Origin of the sequence: Bifidobacterium scardovii JCM 12489 = DSM 13734 (assembly GCF_001042635.1) — a bacterium.
Classification (GTDB): domain Bacteria; phylum Actinomycetota; class Actinomycetes; order Actinomycetales; family Bifidobacteriaceae; genus Bifidobacterium; species Bifidobacterium scardovii.
In genome coordinates this window covers 1279995-1298904 of the sequence record NZ_AP012331.1, presented here as the reverse complement: position 1 = coordinate 1298904, position 18910 = coordinate 1279995, and the positions used below count along the sequence as shown (strand labels likewise).

Annotated in this window: 14 protein-coding genes; 7 read left to right on the top strand and 7 right to left on the bottom strand. The window is 65.8% G+C overall.

From position 1 onward, the window contains the following. Nucleotides 1-6: 6 nt before the first annotated feature. Nucleotides 7-894, bottom strand: a complete 888-nt coding sequence (locus BBSC_RS05310; protein WP_033518675.1) for a TrmH family RNA methyltransferase — start codon at nt 892-894, stop codon at nt 7-9. Between the two features lie 238 nt (nt 895-1132). On the opposite strand from BBSC_RS05310, the gene BBSC_RS05305 reads away from it, so the two are divergent. Together BBSC_RS05305 and BBSC_RS05300 are read left to right on the top strand one after the other, a co-directional pair. Next, entirely contained in the window at nt 1133-2917 is a 1785-nt protein-coding gene (locus BBSC_RS05305; RefSeq protein WP_033518677.1) for an FtsX-like permease family protein, read from the top strand. A 56-nt stretch (nt 2918-2973) separates the two neighbouring features. Continuing rightward, the gene (locus BBSC_RS05300; RefSeq protein ID WP_046726204.1) at nt 2974-3705 is read left to right on the top strand and encodes an ABC transporter ATP-binding protein; all 732 of its coding nucleotides are present in this window, start codon (nt 2974-2976) and stop codon (nt 3703-3705) included. 284 nt (nt 3706-3989) lie between these two features. Here BBSC_RS05300 and BBSC_RS05295 read toward each other — a convergent pair whose 3' ends face one another. From BBSC_RS05295 to BBSC_RS05280, 4 genes are all read right to left on the bottom strand, one after another. After that, entirely contained in the window at nt 3990-4691 is a 702-nt protein-coding gene (locus tag BBSC_RS05295; protein WP_033518678.1) for a TenA family protein, read from the bottom strand. A 130-nt stretch (nt 4692-4821) separates the two neighbouring features. Then, nucleotides 4822-7365 carry an ATP-binding cassette domain-containing protein gene (locus BBSC_RS05290; RefSeq protein ID WP_046726205.1) on the bottom strand — a complete coding sequence of 848 codons (2544 nt, stop codon included), beginning with the start codon at nt 7363-7365 and terminating at the stop codon, nt 4822-4824. Between the two features lie 126 nt (nt 7366-7491). Next, entirely contained in the window at nt 7492-8094 is a 603-nt protein-coding gene (locus BBSC_RS05285; protein WP_033518680.1) for an ECF transporter S component, read from the bottom strand. 566 nt (nt 8095-8660) lie between these two features. Then, nucleotides 8661-10028: a dipeptidase gene (locus BBSC_RS05280; protein WP_033518682.1), complete on the bottom strand. Its 1368-nt coding sequence runs from the start codon at nt 10026-10028 to the stop codon at nt 8661-8663. Nucleotides 10029-10220: 192 nt separating this feature from the next. On the opposite strand from BBSC_RS05280, the gene BBSC_RS05275 reads away from it, so the two are divergent. The 5 genes from BBSC_RS05275 to BBSC_RS05250 all read left to right on the top strand — a co-directional run bounded on the left by BBSC_RS05275 (nt 10221) and on the right by BBSC_RS05250 (nt 16168). Next, the gene (locus BBSC_RS05275; RefSeq protein ID WP_033518683.1) at nt 10221-10826 is read left to right on the top strand and encodes a DUF3043 domain-containing protein; all 606 of its coding nucleotides are present in this window, start codon (nt 10221-10223) and stop codon (nt 10824-10826) included. Between the two features lie 187 nt (nt 10827-11013). After that, nucleotides 11014-12492 (top strand): dihydrolipoyl dehydrogenase family protein, encoded by a 1479-nt coding sequence (locus tag BBSC_RS05270; RefSeq protein ID WP_033518685.1) that lies wholly within the window; start codon nt 11014-11016, stop codon nt 12490-12492. Between the two features lie 163 nt (nt 12493-12655). Next, on the top strand, nt 12656-13438 hold the full coding sequence (locus tag BBSC_RS05265; RefSeq protein WP_033518687.1) for a DUF4191 domain-containing protein: 783 nt from the start codon (nt 12656-12658) through the stop codon (nt 13436-13438). Nucleotides 13439-13655: 217 nt separating this feature from the next. Beyond that, entirely contained in the window at nt 13656-15092 is a 1437-nt protein-coding gene (gene glnA, locus BBSC_RS05260; protein ID WP_033518688.1) for a type I glutamate--ammonia ligase, read from the top strand. 797 nt (nt 15093-15889) lie between these two features. After that, nucleotides 15890-16168: a hypothetical protein gene (locus BBSC_RS05250; RefSeq protein ID WP_033518692.1), complete on the top strand. Its 279-nt coding sequence runs from the start codon at nt 15890-15892 to the stop codon at nt 16166-16168. Between the two features lie 120 nt (nt 16169-16288). Here the strand turns inward: BBSC_RS05250 and BBSC_RS05245 are convergent, their stop codons facing one another. Continuing rightward, nucleotides 16289-17833, bottom strand: coding sequence for an inositol monophosphatase family protein (locus tag BBSC_RS05245; protein ID WP_051923139.1), 1545 nt, complete (start codon nt 17831-17833; stop codon nt 16289-16291). Next, the gene (locus BBSC_RS05240; RefSeq protein WP_051923140.1) at nt 17830-18882 is read right to left on the bottom strand and encodes an ABC transporter ATP-binding protein; all 1053 of its coding nucleotides are present in this window, start codon (nt 18880-18882) and stop codon (nt 17830-17832) included. The genes BBSC_RS05245 and BBSC_RS05240 overlap by 4 nt, the downstream gene beginning before the upstream one ends. Nucleotides 18883-18910: the final 28 nt, after the last annotated feature.

Below are 18910 nucleotides of genomic sequence, written 5' to 3'. Positions count from 1 at the left end.
CCGACTTCACATTCTCCCAAAGCGACTCGACATAGCCATGCTCATGAGCATGACCGCCGCGCTGGTGCCCAGATTCAGGGACTCGGCCTTGCCGTAGAGCGGGATCGCCACGATCCGGTCGGCGCGCTCGAGGATCGCGGCCGGCAGGCCTCGCGCCTCGTTGCCGAACAGGACGGCGCACCCGGCGCGATCCGCCGCGGCTCCGCCTTCCGCGTCGACGCCGGCGAGCATGTCGGGCAGCGGCTGCGGCGGGCGCCCCTCGGTGCCGTACACATCGGCGGCGATCACGCCTGCGCCGTGCTCGGATGCCCACGCGAGGAACTCGTCGGTGCCCATCGTGAGCACCGGCAGGTGGAACAGCGAGCCGGCCGTCGAGCGGATCACCTTGGGGTTGAACATGTCGACGCATTCGTCCACGAACACGATGGCGTCGCAGCCGGCCGCATCGGCCGCCCGGATCACCGTGCCGGCGTTGCCCGGATCGCGCACCTGCCAGAACGCGGCGACGAACGGGCGCTCGGACGGGCCGTCGTACCGCATGGCATCGCGCATGGCGCCGAGGTCGCCGACCGCGACGATGCCCTGCGCGTCGGAGCTGATCTTCGCGATCACATCGCGCGTCGCCTTGTGCACGTACACGCCGGCGGACAGGGCCTTGCCGGCGAGCTGCGCGACGGTCGGATTGGCGAACGGCGCGTCGGGCGCCCCCGAAGCGACCTGGACGTACAGATCCCTCACCACGCCGGGGTGCCACGCGATCGCCTCGCGCACGGACTGTGGTCCCTCGATCAGGAACCTCCCCGCGCGTTCGCGGCTCTTGCGATTGGACAGATCCCCCGCGCGGCGGATGCGTTCGGCTTTCGGATTGGCTAGTACTTCAGCGGAAATCGGCATACCCGATACCCTACCCCATGCCATCGCTATGCCTGACGCCGCCGTTCCGGCACCGGCGGCCGGACGCCCCTCATTCAGCCAATGTCCAGAAAGCACACCAAAACATCACATTTGACCGCCAGTGTCGGTTCAGCGACATTACAGGCCCCTGCCATCGAAGCACGCTGTGATGGCAGCAAGGCGGATTCGCCCAAGTTCGATCCGCCGTACCCACCCGATACCCAATCAAAGGACGACAATGTTCGTAATACGCAACGCATGGCGCAATGTCATACGCAACAAGGGGCGCAATATCCTCATCGCCATCATCGTCGCGATCATCGCGGCGGCGGCCACCATCGGCCTGTCGATCCGCCAGGCGGCGGTCAGCACGCGCGACAGCGGGCTGGAGAACACGACCATCACCGCGCAGATCAGCTTCGACCGCTCCAAGGCGATCAGCGAGATGCGCAACGGCTCCGGCTCATCCGACTCGTCCGATGCATCCGGCTCCCAGCCGGACTTCGAGTCGATGCGCGCATCGCTGAGCGACAAGCAGCTCACCCTGTCCGATTATCAGACCTACGCGAAGGCCTCCGACGCGGTGAAATCGACCTACTACACCCAGACCGCATCGCTGAACGGAACCGACGACTTCCAACCGGTCGAGGACTCGACATCCTCCAGCTCCGGCAGCTCCGGCTCCGGCGGTTCCTCCGACTCCTCCGGTTCCGGTGATTCCGGTGATTCCGGCGACGCCGGGAAGGCCGGCGGCCAGGGCGGGCCCGACGGCATGGGCGGCGGCATGACCATGACCACCGGCGACTTCTCCCTGGTCGGCTTCTCCTCCGACGAGGCCGTCGCCAACGCCGCGAACGGATCGTTCACCATGAGCGACGGCGAGGTGTTCGGCTACGGTTCCGACGCCGACGGCGACGTGATCATCACCAAGGAGCTCGCCGACTTCAACGGGCTGTCCGTGGGCGATACGATCAGCGTGGCCAACGCGAGCGACGAGGACACCACATACACGCTCACCATCGTCGGCATCTACGAGAACGCCACCGAATCCTCCAACCAGATGGGCAGGCCGATGGGCTCGACCGCCTCCGACCCGGCGAACGCGATCTACACCTCCGTCTCCACGCTGCAATCGCTCGGCCTGGACGCCGACTCGACCGCCGAATCCACCGACGCGAACGGCAACACCGTCGAAACCGCCGCGGCCCAGCTCGACTACACGTACGTCTTCGCCAGCAAGGACGACTACGAGACCTTCGTCTCCGACGTGGAGCGGGCCGGCCTGAGCGACGACTACACGGTGTCGTCCGCCGACGTGGAGCAGTACGAGGCGAGCCTCGTGCCGCTGGACAACCTCGCCCGGTTCGCGCTGACGCTGCTGGTCATCGTGCTCGGCGTCGGCGCGGTGGTGCTCGTGGTGCTCACCCTGTTCAACGTGCGCGAGCGCAAGTACGAGGTCGGCGTGCTCACGGCCATCGGCGTCAGGAAAGCCAAGGTGGCCGCGCAGTTCACCTTCGAGCTGCTGGCGGTCACGATGATCGGCCTGGCGATCGGCGCCGCGGCCGGAGCGGTGGCCTCGGTGCCCGTGTCGAACCAGCTGCTGGCCGCGCAGGTCGAGCAGCAGCAGTCGCAGCAGGCCAGCCAGAACGAGCAGTTCGGCCGCGATATGCAGGCGCCCGGCGGGCAGGACGGCGAGTCCGGTTCCTCCGGCGAATCGGCGTCGGGTTCGACCGGCTCCGGTTCGGCCGAAAGCGGCTCGTCGAACGGCTCGGCCTCCGGCGGATCCTCATCCGGCTCCTCGGTCGACGCGCAGGGCCAGCCCGGAGGCGACGCCCCGGGCGGCATGATGGGCGGATTCAACCGGGCCGTCAGCTACGTCTCGTCCGTCAACGCGACCGTCAATCTCAAGGTCGTCGGGCAACTGCTGCTCATCGGGCTCGGCCTGACGCTGGCCGCGGCGCTCGTCGCCGTGATCTTCGTCATGCGCTACGAGCCGCTCCAGATCCTCGCCGACCGCTCCTGACGGCACCGCCCAGAAACCGCTCGGGAACCTCCCAAGACAACAAGGAACCGAATACCATGACCGAATCAACCCCCATTCTCGAACTCGACAACGTGAGCTACGCGTACACCAAGGGCGGCAAGAAGGTGCTGAAGAACATCAGCCGCTCCTTCATGCCCGGCAAGGTCTACTCGATCACCGGCCCGTCCGGAGCGGGCAAGACCACGATGCTGTCGCTGATCTGCGGACTGGCCGGCCCGACCGAGGGCAGGGTGATGTACAACGGCGGGGATCTCGCCAAACAGGACCGCTACGGATACCGCAGCCACGACATCGGCGTGATCTTCCAGAGCTTCAATCTGCTGCCGTCGCTGACCGTGGCCGAGAACATCGTATTGTCGATGGACGCCTCCGGCAAGGCCTTCGGCATGCCGAAGAAGGAACGGGCCGTGCAGCTGCTTAAGGAGGTCCATCTGCCGGCCGAATACGCGAACGAGCGCATCCTGCACCTGTCGGGAGGCGAGCAGCAGCGCGTGGCGATCGCCCGCGCGCTGAGCTACGACCCGTCCGTGATCGTGGCCGACGAGCCGACCGGCAATCTCGATCTCGTCACGCAGGACGACATCATGTCGATCTTCCGTTCCCTCGCCCACGATCAGGGGCGCTGCGTGATCATCGTCACGCACAGCCCGGAAATCGCCGCGGCCTCCGACGAGGTCTTCGAGCTCGCGCCCCTGCGCAAGCGGGCCGGCTGGTCGTCGCCGGCCCCGGCCCAACCCGCTTCCGGCCAGAACCAAGCGGCCGTCTAGTGATTCATTCCGCAATTGGCTGAGGGGCGATCCTCCCGCTGGCGGGAGGTGGCGCGTAGCGCCGGAGGGTGGTCGAATGCTTGATGCTGTGGTGTCCGTCGACCACCCCCCCAGTCGGCTACGCCGACAGCCCCCGCCAGCGGGGGGCATGCACTCCGTGTATTGTTCCACGGACACTCCACCGGATCGTCCGTTCGGCGGGGCGTGGACCACTTCATTATTAACGGCGCGGACCGCCGGCGGGGAAGGCGCGCAGGCGCCGCGGATCGCGGCGCCGCACGGCGTCACGCCAGATCGTAGGCGTCCTCGAAGAAGCGACGTTCCAGATGCACGATGGTGCGGAACACGTCGGCCTCCGGCCCGTCGACGCTGGCGTACTCGTTGACCAGCGCGATCAGCCGGCCGGTCCACGCGCGGAACAGCTCGCCCTCGTGCAGGTCGACCCAGCCCTTGTGGGCGGGCACCTGCTGCACGACGCCGGCGTCGATCGTGCGCTTGGCCCAGGCCAGATACAGCCACTCCATGCAGCACAGCGCCGTGATGAGCTCCTGCCAGGTGCCGTTCACCACCTTGTCGAGGTACGCGCAGTACTCCTTGTTGGCCGGCGTCTGCGGCGCCGCGTCGTACTGCTCGTCGCTGACGCTGTACACCTTGAGGAAGTTCGTGAAGTACGGCGCCTCCTCATTGGCGAAGAACTCGGACTGCTTGCGCAGCATCGCCTTGATCTCCTCCGTGGGGGCCAGCGCGATGGCATGGTCCATGATGCCCTGGTTGAAGAACTTGAAATCCTGGATGAGGTACGAGATCAGCACGCGGTCGGGCAGCGTGTCGTCCAGCAGCTCGTTGACGAAGCGCGAGTTGATCGCGGCGCGCCAGTCGTCGGCCGCCGACAGGTACAGCGCGTCCGCCACGCTGCCGGGCTCGGCGCCGAGGAAGGCGTAGTCGCCGCTGCGGTTCTCCGGTGCTTCGGGTACGTGATTGGTCATGATTGCTCCTTGTTGTTGTGTGGTTTGTTGGTGTGGTTTGTTGGCACGCCGTCTGCCGGCATGCCGTCACGGGTGGTGGCTGACGATTCCGCCCCGCCCGGCGGATCGGGCCGGGCGGAACGGGGACGGGTCAGGAGGTGATCATCGGCTGGCTCCAGAGGCCGGTGGCGATGGCCGCGGCCAGCGCGATCACGGGCACGACGATGCCGATCACGTAGGAGACCCAGTCGATGCGGTGCAGCGAGGACACCCTCGCCGAGGATCGCGGCGTCGAGCCGCCGAAGCCGCGCGCCTCCATGGCCGTCGCGAGCTTGGTGGCGCGTCTGATCGACAGCACGAGCAGCCCGAAGGCCTGCGACATCGCGCGCTTGATGGCGTTGTCGTCGCCGAGCCCGCGCGAGCGGCGCGACAGGCCGAGCGCCCGCCAGTCGTCCTGCAGCAGGGTGAACATGCGCATGCCGGCCAGTCCGCCGTACACGAAGCGCGGCGAGAGATGGGCCACCTGCACCAGGCCGTCGGCCAGATCGGTCGGGTCCAGACCGAACGCCAGCACCACCGAGGGGATGGCGATGGCCAGCACGCGCAGGAACGTGGCGATGGCGAGGTACACCGATCCTTCGGACACATGGATCACGCCCCATTGGAACAACGTCGCCCCGGAGGTCTTGCCGTACATCAGCACGGACAGCAGGCCGCCGCACGCGGCGATCCACACGGGCCATGTCTTGCGGCAGACGGTGATCGGGTCCACGCCGCCGATCCACAGCAGCACGAGTTCGATGCCCAGCGCCACGGTGGCGCTGACCACGTCGAGGCTGAAGAACAGCGGCACGCTGAGCAGCAGCGCCATGACGAAACGGCTCACCGGGTTGAGGCGGGCCACGAACCACGACGGCGACGCCGCCTTGACCGGTTCGTTGCGTTCCGTCTGCGCGCTGACCACGACCGTGCCGCCGCTTGCGGCGGACTGGGCCTCCTGCGCGGCGATGGTAAGGCCTGAAGCCGGTTCGGGCGAAGCCTGCCGCGCGCCGTCGGAGGCTCCGGACGGTTCCGCCGCGGGCGCGGGCGCTTCGGCGCCGCCTGTGGCGCCGGCCGGAGACTCGGCCAGACCGCGCTCGTGGAACAGTATCCGCTTGGCGCCGAGCGCCTCGACCAGGGCCTCGTCATGCGTGACCATGATCACGGCGGAGCCCTCGTCTCGGGCCATGGCGATGAGCTTCACCATCTCGGTCCACGTCGCGAAGTCCTGCCCGAAAGTCGGTTCGTCCATGATGAGCACCTTGGGGGCGGCCGCAAGCATCGAGGCGACCGACAGCCGCCGCTTCTCGCCGCCCGACAGCGTGTAGGGGTTGGCCTTGGCGAAGCGGGCAAGACCGAGCCGGTCCAGCATCCGATCGGCGATGAGATACGCCTCGTCCTGGCCCTTGCCCATGGACTTGGGGCCAAGCGCCACCTCGTCGCGCACGCTCGAGGTGACGAACTGGTGCTCCGGCTCCTGGAACACCATGCCGACGCGGCCGAGCAGCTCACGGCTCTTCCACGCGCGGGGCTCGTCGCCTTTGCCGGCCGGAGCGAGGTCGGCGCGCACGCGCACGTGGCCCTCCAGCGGTTCCAGCAGGCCGGCCAAGGTCAGCGCCATCGTGGACTTTCCGGCGCCGTTCGGCCCCATCATCGCATAGATCTCGCCGCCGTCGAAGCCGAGGTTCACATGCTCGCCAAGCGGCGTGCCGCGGCCGAAGGCCAGATCCTGCGTGTACAGGATCGGACCGGCCGGCACGTCGGCCGCACTCGCTGCGGCGGGTGCGCCGGGTGCGTCGGCGGGCTCGGGCCGCGCATCGTCCTGCACGGGCCGCACCGGCTGCGGGTCGCGGTACTGCATCGGGATCGCGCGGCCGGGCACCCACGCGCCGCCCTCGGCCAGCACGTCGCCCATGGTGGCGAACACCTCGTCAGGCGTGCCGTCGGCGATCACGCCGCCGGCATCGTCATCGGCGTCCGGCTTGCCGAGCACGATGACGCGATCGATCAGGTCCAGCCACACGTCGATATGGTGCTCGACCACAACCATCGTCTCGTGCCCCTGCTCCAGCACATGGCGGACGGCGTCGTGCACCTCGCGCACGCCCTCCGGGTCGAGGTTCGAGGTCGGCTCGTCCAGCAGCAGCAGCCCCGGATGCATGGACAGCACGCCGGCGAGCGCGAGCCGCTGGCGCTGGCCGCCGGACAGATGGCCGGTGGAGCGGGCCAGATCGAGCGCGCCGAGGCCGACGATGCCGAGGGAATCGCGCACCCGGTCCCAAGTCTCCTCCCGCGGCACGTCGAGGTTCTCGCAGCCGAAGGCCGCGTCGTCGCCCAGGCGTTCGAGGATGATCTGCGAATCGGGGTCCTGCAGGACCAGGCCGGCCCGGCCGCGGGCCGCGCTCGGCTTGACACCGTCAAGGGTCAGCGCGCCTTCCTCCTCGCCTTCGTCGCCGCCGCCGAGCACGCCGGCCAGCGCGGCCATCAGCGTACTCTTGCCGGCGCCGGACGCGCCGAGCAGCAGCACGTGCTCGCCGGGGCGGATGTCGAAGTCGACATGGCGCAGCGCGAATTCGCGGCGCGTGGAATGCCGCCATCCCCAATCCCTGGCGCTTACGGCGACCGCGGAGGAGGTGGATTCAGAAGTCTTACTCATGGTTGTGTTCGTCCCCAAGTCTTTCCCCGCGAAGCAGGGAGATATAGCAGAAGCCGGCGGACGGGCCGATGCGGCCTTGTCCGCCGGCTTCATGGGCGATTGGTCAATCGTTGGATTCGGGCCGGATCAGACCAGCGCCTGGCTGCGTCCGGATTCGAAGCGGTCGAGCACGCCGGTCGAGGCGATCGCGCGATGCAGGAACCACATGAGCAGGCCGGCGATCACGGCGCCGGAGACGGCGTCGCTCACCAGGGTGACGACGATCTGCAGCGGGCCCCAACCCGGGCTGGTGATCCAGCCGTACAGCCAGCAGCCGATGCCGGTCATCGTTCCGGAGACCAGCGTGGAGACGAAGTTCCACTTCTTGTAGGCGAACACCGTGAAGCCGAGCTCGGCGAACGCGCCCTGTATGAAGCCGACGATCAGCGAGCCGGCGATGCCCCACGGGTTGCCCAGCAGCAGCTCGATGAAGGCGGCGACCGTTTCGGCGAACAGCGCGGCGCCGGGCTTGCGCACGATGATCGCGGCCAGCGGGCCGGCGAACAGCCACATGCCGCTGACCAGACCGTCGAGGCCCGGGGTCACGCTCTTGAGCACCGCCATCGGCACCGCGCACACGATGTCCCATGCCCAGAAGATGACGCCGGCCGCGACCGCGACGATGGCCGCGACGACGATATCGACGACGCGCCACTTGTTGGAATGTTTGACAGCTGCAGTTGCAGACATGATATGTGCCTTTCCTCTGTGCGCACCGGATTTCGGTGCGGCAAACAAGGCACGGGAAAAGAGCGACGTCCGTGCGCCGGCATTACCCGGATTCACGTTCAATCGGTCGAGGAAACCCTCATCTCAGCCACGCCCGAGCCCATTGCCCGGCCGAAGCCCCCGTGTCAACGCCTTGAGTGTAACCCACCCCCGGAACTTTTTCCCGAGCGCGGTCATTTTCCCGGTCAGCGGAGCTCCCGGCGCAGCGAATGGTTGGGTAACACCATGGTTCTCGGACACTATCTACGCCACACAGCCATTTGGCGTAGAAAACGGTTGAGTAACAACATGATTCTCGGACACTTTCAACGCCACACACCCAATTCGCGTAGAAAACGTCTGGGTAACACACCGGTTCTCGGACACTATCTACGCCACACACCCAATCCGCGTAGAAAACGTCTGGGTAACAACATGGTTCTCGGACACTTTCAACGCCGCGAGGGTGCCGGGCGCACCAGGCCCGGACAGCACAACACCCCGCCGCACCGGGAAAACCGGCGGACGGGGTGCATGTCACCGACGGGTCACTTGCCGAGCTTGGCCAGCAGCAGGGCCTCGGTGATCACGTTGTTCTTCAGGCCCGGCAGGCTGATGGACTCGTTGGGGCTGTGGGCGTTGGCCTTCGGGTCCTCGGGCCCGGTGACCAGCACCTGCGCCTCGGGGAAGATGCGCTGCAGCTCGGGGATGAACGGGATGGACCCGCCCTCGCCCTTGTTGATCGGGGCGACGCCGAAGGCCTCCTCCATCGCCTCGAGCGCGTCCTTGGTGGCCACGGCGTTCGGATCCATCGCCCAGCCCATGCCGCCGTCGCCCGCGTCGACGCTCACTTCGGCGCCGAACGGCGCGTGCGACTTGAGGAAGTCGACGAGCGCGGCCTGCGCCTCCTCGGGGCGCTGGCCCGGGGCGATGCGCAGGGACAGGCGGAACGTGGTCTCGGGGCTGATCACGTTGAACGAGCCTTCGACCGGATGCGCGTCGAATCCGATCACGGTCGCGCTCGGCTTGGTCCACAGGCGCGAGGCGATCGAACCGGTGCCGGCGAGGCGGTACCCATCGACGATGCCGGCGTCCTCGCGCACGGAGCCCTCGTCCAGATCGCGCTGCAGGCCGCCGACCGGCTCCTGCGCGGCGAGACCCGGCACGGCGAGGTCGCCGTTGGCGTCGTACATCGAGGCGATCAGCATCGCGGCGAGCGTGTTGGCGTCGAGGATCGGGCCGCCGTACTGGCCGGAGTGCACCGGGTGCTCGAGCACCTTGACGGTCACGTCCACGCAGGTGTTGCCCCTGAGCGACGTGGTCAGCGACGGGATGTCGGCGGACCAGTTGCCCGAATCGGCGACGACGATCACGTCGGAGTCGAATTCGTCGCGGTGCTCCTCGATGAACGGGATGAAGCTGGGCGAGCCCATCTCCTCCTCGCCCTCGATGAACACCTTGACGTTCACCTTGAGATCGTCGCCGAGCGCCGCGAGCGCGCCGGAGTGGATCGCGATGCCGCCGCCGTCGTCGGCGGCGCCACGACCGTACAGGCGGGTGTCGATCTCGGTGGCGACGAACGGGTCAGTGTCCCATGCGGCCGGGTCGGGCACCGGCTGCACGTCGTGGTGCGCGTACAGCAGCACGGTCGGCGCGTCCGGATCCACGATCCCGGATCCGATGACCTCCCACGCGCCGGGCGTGCCGTCCGGATTGTGCGACTGGACGACCTTCGTGTCGACGCCGACCTTGGCCAGTTCCTCGGCCACGAACTGCGCGGACCGCTTCATATGCCCGGCGGTGATGCCCTCGGCGGACACCGACCTGAGCGCGATCTTGCGGCCCAGCAGGTCAACGATGCGCTGCCAGTCCTTCTCGACGCGGGAACGGATCTCATCGGCGGTAAGTTCGGCCATGATGCTCCTTCTATGCGTGCGCGTGCGGGGCACGCGCACCGGTGTATGCGCCGGCGCTCTGCCGGCGACGGTATTGCCAGCAGCCATTGTATCCGTTCCGTCCAATATTCGGACGCCGCACGCGCCATGCCGCGCCCGGGCTTGCGGGGCTTGGCATTGCAGCGTCTATGCGTCACCGTAATCTGGGCAATCATGACATGGAATCCGTTTAAGAAAGACAAGGCTCAGGAGCCGGTCGAAGAAGCCGCCAAGCCCGCGCCGACCCAGGGCAAGGGCCGCCCGACCCCGAAGATGAAGCAGGCCCAGGCGCAGAACATACGCCCGCTCGTGCCCGCCGACCGCAAGGCCAGCGCCAAGGCCGCCAAGGAGCGCCTGCGCGCCAAGGAGGACGCCGAGTACGAGGCGATGCGCACCGGCGACATCAACCACATGCCGAAGGCCGAGCGCCTGCCGTGGCGCGTGTACATCCGCGACTACGTGGACGCCCGCTTCAACCTCGGCGAGTTCTTCATCCCCGTGGCCTTCGTCATCCTGATCGGGTCGATGCTGGTCACCACCGTCTATCCGGCGCTCTCGCTGCCGATGATGATCCTCATGTACGTCTATCTGTTCGCGGTGATCATCGACGTGGCCATCATGTGGCGCGGGCTGAAGAAGAAGCTCATCGACAAGTTCGGCGAGGCCTCGGTTTCCAAGGGTTCGCGTTCCGGGTCCTACGCCTGGAGCCGCGCGATCCAGGTGCGCCGCTGGCGCCTGCCCAAGCCCCGCTCCCCCAAGCGCGGCAACTGGCCGGAGTGAGCCTCCAGCGAAATCCATGGCCTGAGCACGGGCCGTGTCCGGCGTCCGCCCAGGCGGCGTTCCGGTAGGGACATCGATCGAACAGGTCAGCCTTCGGGCTGGCCTGTTCGCGTATGCGGGCCGGCCTTTCAGGATCGGTCGCAACGGCCGTAATAGTATTGGATCGTCTGCAGCAAGGAGGCATGGTATGAGCGAACAATACGATATCGCGATCATCGGCGCGGGTCCCGGCGGCTATTCGACCGCACTGCGCGCGGCGGAGCTCGGCAGGAAGGTGGCGCTGATCGAACGGGACGGCACGCTCGGCGGCACCTGCCTGAACCGCGGATGCATTCCCTCGAAGGCGCTGATCACCGCCACGCACACCATCGACACCGTGCACCGCGCGGCCGAGCTCGGCGTCAACGCCTCCGTCAACGGCATCGACTTCGGCACGCTGCGCGACTATCGGCTGCGCGTGGTCGACACCATGACCAAGGGGCTGGCCGGGCTGCTCGCGCACCGCGGCGTCGCCGTCTACCACGGCGAGGCGAGCGCCGTGGCGCCAGGCTCGGTCACGGTCAGCCCGTCGCCCGGCTCGGCGCAGGTCGAGCGCTACCTTAAGGCCGGCGTGCCCGAGCCGCTCGACGGCGATGTGACAATCGAGGCCGGCGACGTCGTGATCGCCACCGGGTCGCGCCCGCGCCCGCTGCCGGGCATCCCGTTCCGCGGCGCGCTCATCGATTCGACGACCGCGCTGTCGCTGGACGAGTTCCCCGCCAGCGCCGTCATCATCGGCGCCGGGGCCGTCGCATTGGAGTTCGCGTCGATGTGGCAGGCCGCCGGATGCGAGACGACGCTGCTGATCCGCAAGGACCGCGTGCTGTCGGGATGGGACCGCCGGGCGGCGACGACGCTGACCCGCGAGCTCAAACGGCACGGCCTGACCATCGTGACCCGCACCCATGTCACGCAGGTCGACACCGGAGCCAACCTCGGCGCGACCGTGCACTACACGCGCGACGGCGAGGACGGAGACCACACCGTGTACGGGCAGATCGTGCTGGCCGCGATCGGCCGCGACCCGATCACCGATGCCGGCTGGTTCTCCTCGTCCGGCATCGCGCGCGACGACCACGGCCTGATCGTCACCGACCAGCTGGGCCGCACAAGCGTTCCGGGCATCTGGGCGCTCGGCGACGTCACGCCGGGCCATGCGCTCGCCCACCGCGCGTTCGAGCAGGGCATCACCGTCGCCGAGGCCATCGCCGGTCTCGACCCGAAGCCGGTGGACGACGCGACCATCCCGCAGGTCGTGTTCTCCTCCCCCGAGGCGGCGTGCGTCGGCCTGACGCTCGACCAGGCCTCGGCGCGCGACGATCTGGTCGAGGTGAGCGAGACGGTGTACCCGATGATGGGCAATGCGCGCATGCTGATGAGCGGATCCGGCGGATCCATTTCGCTGGTGTCCGGGGCGAGCGTGGCCGATCCGGATACGCCGGTCGTGCTGGGCGCGCACATCATCGGCCCGATCGCGTCCGACCTGATCGCCGAGGCCGAGCAGCTCATCGGCAACCGCGTGCCGCTGCACGACGCCGCGAGGCTGATCCACCCTCATCCGACCTTCAGCGAAGCGCTCGGCGAGACGCTGCTCAAGGCCGACGGCCGCCCGCTGAATACGCGATGAGGAATACGCGACGATGAACACACGGCGAACGGCGCCTGCCGGCGGTGCTGGCGGCGGATCATGCGCGCCCCGCCGGCATGGCTCCCTCAAACCGCATGGCGGACCCGCCTTGCTGGTAGAGTAGTGAAATAGTGTGTCCATCCCTAGGCAAGTGAGGAAATACATGGCTGCAAAGGAAGCGAAGCCAAAGAAGCAGAGCACGATCAAGCAGGTCATCCAGATCTACAAGTACACGTCCAAGGAGGACAAGCAGCTGCCGTGGCTGCTGGCCGGGGCCGGGCTTGCGCCGATCGTGGTGTTCGTCATCCTGGGGATCGTGCTCAAGTGGACGTGGCTGACGTGGATCTTCATCATGATCACCGCCATCATGCTCGGCCTGCTGTTCGCCACGATGGTGCTCACCCGCCGCGCCGACGCCGTCGGCTACAAGCAGCTGGAGGGCCGCCCGGGCGCCTCGGTCAGCGTGCTCGGCAACATCAACAAGGCCGGCTTCAACTTCCCCGAGCAGCCCGTGTGGATCGACCCGCGCACCAAGGACGCCATCTGGCGCGGCACCGGCTACAACGGCATCTACCTGCTGGGCGAGGGCGAGTACGGCCGCGTCGCCCGTGCGATGGAACGCCAGGAGCAGAGCATCAAGGGCGTCACCGCCGGCTCCCGGATCCCGGTCTACCGCATCTTCGTGGGCACCGGTGACAAGCAGGTCCGCCTCAAGGACCTGCGCAAGACCGTGATGAAGCAGAAGGCCTATATGCCGACCGACCACAAGAACGCGCTGGTGGCCAAGATCCACCCGCGCCGCCGTTTCATGCTCACCAAGGAGGAGCTGGACACGCTCAACGCGCGCCTGCGCACGCTGCAGACCAAGGCCGGCTACGGCATCCCCAAGGGCGTGGATCCGAACCGCCCGCAGCACGTCAGCCGCCGCGCGATGCGCGGTCGATGACCGCCCCGGAAGGCCGTTCCACCCGTTCCAACCCGCCAGCCCCTTCGGTCCGGCGGGTTTTTTCATGCTCCGCCAAACCCGGCATCCCGCGTCATTCCGCCGTAACGCGCATGCCGTGCAACAATCCGAAACATGTTCGTAACCGAACCGTCGAGCCTGCGAAATGCTCCTTTCTAGACTTATAGCCTGTAAGTTACTTCACGAAAGGAGCGGTCCCGTGACTGCACTTGAAACCAAGGCTGACGCCGAGGCCCTTATCAACAAGGAAGGCATCGAGTATGTCTCCGTTCGCTTCACCGATCTGATCGGCGTTCAGCAGCACTTCACCGTGCCGGCGAGCGAATTCCTCAAGGATGCGTTCGATGAGGGCATGCCGTTCGACGGCTCCTCGGTCGAAGGCTTCCAGGCCATCAACGAATCCGACATGAAGCTGGTCCCGGACATCGAGACCGCCTTCGTCGATCCGTTCCGCAAGCACAAGACCCTCGACGTGGCCTTCTCCATCGTCGACCCGCTGACCGACGAGCCGTACTCGCGCGATCCGCGCCAGGTCGCCGGCAAGGCCGAGGCCTACCTGAAGGCGACCGGCATCGCCGACACCGCCTCCTTCGCTCCTGAGGCCGAGTTCTTCATCTTCGACAAGGTGCGCTACGAGAACTCGATGCAGCGCTCCTTCTACGAGGTCGACTCCATCGAGGCCCCGTGGAACACCGGCTTGGACACCGAGGAGGACGGCACCCCGAACATCGCGTTCAAGAACCGCGTCAAGCGCGGCTACTTCCCGGTTCCGCCGATCGACCACACCCAGGATCTGCGCGACGACATGGTCGCCAACCTGCAGAAGGTCGGCCTGATCCTCGAGCGTTCGCACCACGAGGTGGCCGGCGCCGGCCAGCAGGAGATCAACTACCGCTTCAACTCCCTGCAGCACGCGGGCGACGACCTGATGAAGTACAAGTACGTCGTGCACGAGACCGCCGCTCTGGCCGGCAAGGCCGCGACCTTCATGCCGAAGCCGCTCGCGGGCGACAACGGCACCGGCATGCACTGCCACCAGTCCCTGTGGAAAGACGGCAAGCCGCTGTTCTACGATGAGAAGAACTACGGCGGCCTGTCCGATCTGGCCCGCTGGTACATCGGTGGCCTGATCAAGCACTCCTCCTCCGTGCTGGCCTTCACCAACCCGTCGCTGAACTCCTACCACCGCCTGGTTCCGGGCTTCGAGGCGCCGGTCAACCTGGTCTACTCCGCCCGTAACCGTTCCGCAGCCATCCGCATCCCGCTGGCCGGCACCTCCCCGGCCGCGAAGCGCATCGAGTTCCGCGCCCCGGATCCGTCCTGCAACCCGTTCTTGGCCTTCTCCGCCCAGCTCATGGCCGGCCTCGATGGCATCCTCAACCACATCGAGCCCCCGGAGCCGGTCGACAAGGACCTCTACGAGCTGCCTCCGGAAGAGCACGCCGGCATCAAGCAGGTGCCGAGCTCCCTGGCCGAGGCCATGGACGCGCTCGAAGCCGACCACGACTTCCTGACCGCCGGTGACGTGTTCACTGAGGATCTGATCGAGACCTGGATCGACATCAAGCGCGGCGAGATCGATCAGGCCCGTCTGGCCCCGACCCCGCTGGAGTACGAGCTGTACTTCCACATCTGAGTTGCAGAGCGCTGAGATCGTTGGAATTCCAGCGATCCATACTCATGAGGCAGCCACAAGGCAGCTGAATTGAGATAAATCCCCTCTCGGGTTCTTTCCCGAGAGGGGATTTTGTTATGCGGTTTCCACTATCGTGAATCTGCCGGTGCGGGAGGGGAAAGCAGTGATCGAGACGTACGAGCGTGCGTCTGAATTGGACGTGGGCACATGGAATGGCATCATGCCGATGTTGCCGGATATCGCGTTGGGCACGGTGGGATTGGCGTTGCAGGAACGCAACGCTGCCACGGAGATGCGGTACCTGGTCGATGTGGACGGGTCCGGCGCATGGGTTGCTGGCTTGCCGTGCGCGTTGGCCACCGATCGCTCGGTATGGGTCCTGGGCCGTCCCGATCGCATGGTGGTGCGGGCCGCGAACGAGATGGGCGACGCCAAGGCGGCGGCCATGGTCGGCCTGCATGACGATCTTGCCGCCGACCTGCTGCCGTCGCTGGTGTTGGGAGGCCGGCATATGGGCAACAGCGCCGTGCTCTTGTCGGACAAGGTCGCGGACAAGCCCGCCATGCTGGAACGGCTGCTCGACGCCGCGGAAGTTCAGGCACATTCGCTGGGCGCCAGGTCGATGGCGTTTCCGTTCCTTCCCGATACGTCCGAAACACTCATCGGGCTGCTCAGGGAGCGCGGCTGGCGGATGTTCGGCCCGGACGCGCAGGCGGGCGTCATCTGCCGTCAATCACGTTTCACGCATCGACTATGGGACCGGCAGCGAACACACCAAGGCGTTGCTTGCGGCGGCTGTGCTGGAGACTCTGGGCGAGTTCATGAACAAGCAGTCCACGGGCTCGCTGCTCGCCATCATTCCGCCCAAGAGGTTCATCGGCTACGCGACGGGCATCTCCCAGACCATCATCAGTGTGCTGGAGGTATTCGTGCCCCTGCTCGTCGGCGTGGTGCTCTCCTCGAACGTGGCCGTCGGATTCGCGGTCATCTGGGTGTTCACAATCGCCGCCGCGATCATCTCATGCACCGCACGCATACGGGGCGAACTCGGCAAGCCCATCTCCGATATCCAGTAGGCGGCAGACGGGCGACGGGCGGTAAGCATCCGAAGGCCGTTGAATGCCCTAACTTCCAAGGCGTCCAACGGCCTTCTTGCACGATTCGCGCGCCTGGGAGGATTTCGCGAAACGCTCTTGTCACCGCTGTTCTTCAAGCTCCGTCCGTGCCCGATGCCACATGTGCGCGATGATGCCGGCGACTTCATGGTCACGGGCGACGAAGAAGCCCTGCCCCCTCGGGTTCATGGTCTCCCGACCATATTCATCCATGACGACGCCTCCGACTTCATGCACATGGAGGATTGCGGCATAGTGGTCCACTGGACCGAATCGACCGATCAGGCTGGCTACGCCGCGTCCCAAGGCGACCCCGGCGACCGTGCTGGTTCCGGTCCCGGGAATGCGCAGCATACAGAAGCGATCGGAGAGTTCTGTGAACATATGCGGCAGGCACGGCCATGCGACATTGTTCAGGAGCTCAACGGAAACAATGGTTCCGCTGATGGGATCCCGCTCGTCGACGGTCCGCTCCGGCAGTTCCCATTGCCTGTCATCGATCCAAACGCCGTGGCCTCGCCATGAGGTAACGACGCGCCAACCGGCTGGATCGATGGTCGCTCCGACTACAGGCTCGCCATTGCATACGAGTGCGAGCGAAAAGCTGAACCACGGCACTGCGTTGGCGAAGTTGATGGTACCGTCGAGCGGATCGACGAACCAGCACCACCCGCTATCAGGTTCCTTGCCACCCATTTCCTCCCCGACGACGGGAATGTCGGGAAATTGCGCAGCCAAGGCATCGCGCACCTGACATTCGATGAGTCCGTCAAGATCGGTGACAAGGTCAGCGGGAGTGGCTTTGCCATGTATATTGGTACGGTATTCGCTTCCGGATTCACGAATCAGCGCGACTGCCGCCTGCGCAATATGCCGTGCCGTATACAGCGCCCGAAGTTCGTCAACCTCATCGGTACGGGGGCCGTCGGCGGCTTTGAGTGCCGCGGCACGAATCGCACCCATACGGTTGGATGTGATGCCGTCTGCACCAATGCCGGCAAGATACTCGGCGAAGACCGGCTCATCGACGGTCCAACAATGAACGTTGAGCCCAAGTTCATGAGCGCGCCCGACAAGCCGCGGACCGACGATGATATACGGCAGATTGATGACCTGCGGCTTCATGGCTTGCAGATCCGATTCCTGCGGCAGTCGGCCGCTCTCCCATGCAAGCCATATGATCGCCTCGGGGCTCAGATCGCGGATAACCTGCATGCCTTCGGGCAGCCCGCACCATTCGACCTCCTTCTCCATGCCCATATCATGCACGACCTGGTAAGCGGGCTCGGCAACCCGCGCATTGTCCATATCGATGAGCAACAAGGATCCGCTGTTGTGGATGAGCGTCAGCACCTCGGACAGGAGAGGAACCCGGTTGTCGGGATTCTGGTTCGCCTCCTGCAGTTCGGCCAGCGTGACGTCTTCGACACGGCGAGCGTCTCCCCAGACCCGCTCCAGATCGGGATCATGATTGACAACCACTCGTCGGTCTTTGGTGAGTCGTATATCAAGTTCGATCAGATCGGCATGCTCTGCGACCGCGACCTTGAATGCGGCGAGCGTGTTTTCCTTGACGCCTTTGTCGGCGTCATGTACACCGCGATGCGCGGCGAAACGCATATTCATGCGAGAATCTCCTTGAGCTGGTTGTCGTGATAGTGATAGGCCTTGCTTGCAGTGATGTCAACCTGGTCGCCGATATGGAGTCTTGTGTCGCCGAGTGGGCGGAGCCCGATGATGGTTGTTCCGTCGAATGCGTCGAACCACATGTCCTCGTAGCGGCCATGAGGAATGACGCGAGTCAGCCGGGCGGTGAATGACGGGAGTTGACCAGTCACCTGCAATTGGCCTTGCGGGGCGTAGACCACATCTTCCGGGCGGACCAGCCAGTGATCTTTCACACCGTATCCTTTCGGATCGAAGGCTTTGTCGTATTCGCTCATGGTGCCGATGAAACGCGCGATGTTCTCTGTATTCGGATGTGTGTACAGGTCTTCCGGCTTGCTGATTTGCTCGAGCACACCATCGTGCATGACCGCGATCCGATCGGAAACCGCCATGGCCTCCTGCTGGTCGTGGGTGACCATAATCGTGGTGATGCCGAGTCGTTGTTGGATCTCCCGAATGTCCTCACGGACTTTTTCTCGTAGTTTCGCGTCGAGGTTGCTCAGCGGCTCATCCAGCAGAAGGATGCTGGGTTCTTGGACCAGCGCTCGGGCCAGCGCGGCACGCTGCTGCTCGCCACCGGACATTTGGGAGGGACGCACATTGCGCCGAGCGGTCAGATTGACCATTTCAAGCGCGGCGTCGACTCGTTTCACGATTTCGCCCTTGGGACGTTTGGCTACGCGCAGCGGGAAGCTCACGTTCCTTTCGACGGTCATATGAGGCCAGAGCGCATAATTCTGAAAGACAAGGGCGCTGGGGCGTTTTTCCGCGCCGAGATCGGTGACATCGACTCCGTCCATCCATACGCTGCCTCTGTCTGGGTGAAGGAACCCTGCGATCATGCGCAACGTGGTGGTCTTGCCGCATCCGGAGGGTCCGAGCAAACACACCAGTTCACCAGGCTGCACATGGAGAGTAACGTTTTTGATGATTCGACGCCCGCCCAATGATTTGTGCAAACCTTCAAGGCGAAGGCCTCCGGCATCGCTCGCTGTCATATCGTTCATGATTATTCTTTCAACGTGGTTGTCATGG

What these genes read in the sequence shown, in the direction of transcription:
- BBSC_RS05310 (WP_033518675.1), bottom strand. Translation starts at nt 894, where the DNA reads ATGCCGATTTCCGCTGAAGTACTAGCCAATCCGAAAGCCGAACGCATC.
- BBSC_RS05305 (WP_033518677.1), top strand. Translation starts at nt 1,133, where the DNA reads ATGTTCGTAATACGCAACGCATGGCGCAATGTCATACGCAACAAGGGG.
- BBSC_RS05300 (WP_046726204.1), top strand. Translation starts at nt 2,974, where the DNA reads ATGACCGAATCAACCCCCATTCTCGAACTCGACAACGTGAGCTACGCG.
- BBSC_RS05295 (WP_033518678.1), bottom strand. Translation starts at nt 4,691, where the DNA reads ATGACCAATCACGTACCCGAAGCACCGGAGAACCGCAGCGGCGACTAC.
- BBSC_RS05290 (WP_046726205.1), bottom strand. Translation starts at nt 7,365, where the DNA reads ATGAGTAAGACTTCTGAATCCACCTCCTCCGCGGTCGCCGTAAGCGCC.
- BBSC_RS05285 (WP_033518680.1), bottom strand. Translation starts at nt 8,094, where the DNA reads ATGTCTGCAACTGCAGCTGTCAAACATTCCAACAAGTGGCGCGTCGTC.
- BBSC_RS05280 (WP_033518682.1), bottom strand. Translation starts at nt 10,028, where the DNA reads ATGGCCGAACTTACCGCCGATGAGATCCGTTCCCGCGTCGAGAAGGAC.
- BBSC_RS05275 (WP_033518683.1), top strand. Translation starts at nt 10,221, where the DNA reads ATGACATGGAATCCGTTTAAGAAAGACAAGGCTCAGGAGCCGGTCGAA.
- BBSC_RS05270 (WP_033518685.1), top strand. Translation starts at nt 11,014, where the DNA reads ATGAGCGAACAATACGATATCGCGATCATCGGCGCGGGTCCCGGCGGC.
- BBSC_RS05265 (WP_033518687.1), top strand. Translation starts at nt 12,656, where the DNA reads ATGGCTGCAAAGGAAGCGAAGCCAAAGAAGCAGAGCACGATCAAGCAG.
- BBSC_RS05245 (WP_051923139.1), bottom strand. Translation starts at nt 17,833, where the DNA reads ATGAATATGCGTTTCGCCGCGCATCGCGGTGTACATGACGCCGACAAA.
- BBSC_RS05240 (WP_051923140.1), bottom strand. Translation starts at nt 18,882, where the DNA reads ATGAACGATATGACAGCGAGCGATGCCGGAGGCCTTCGCCTTGAAGGT.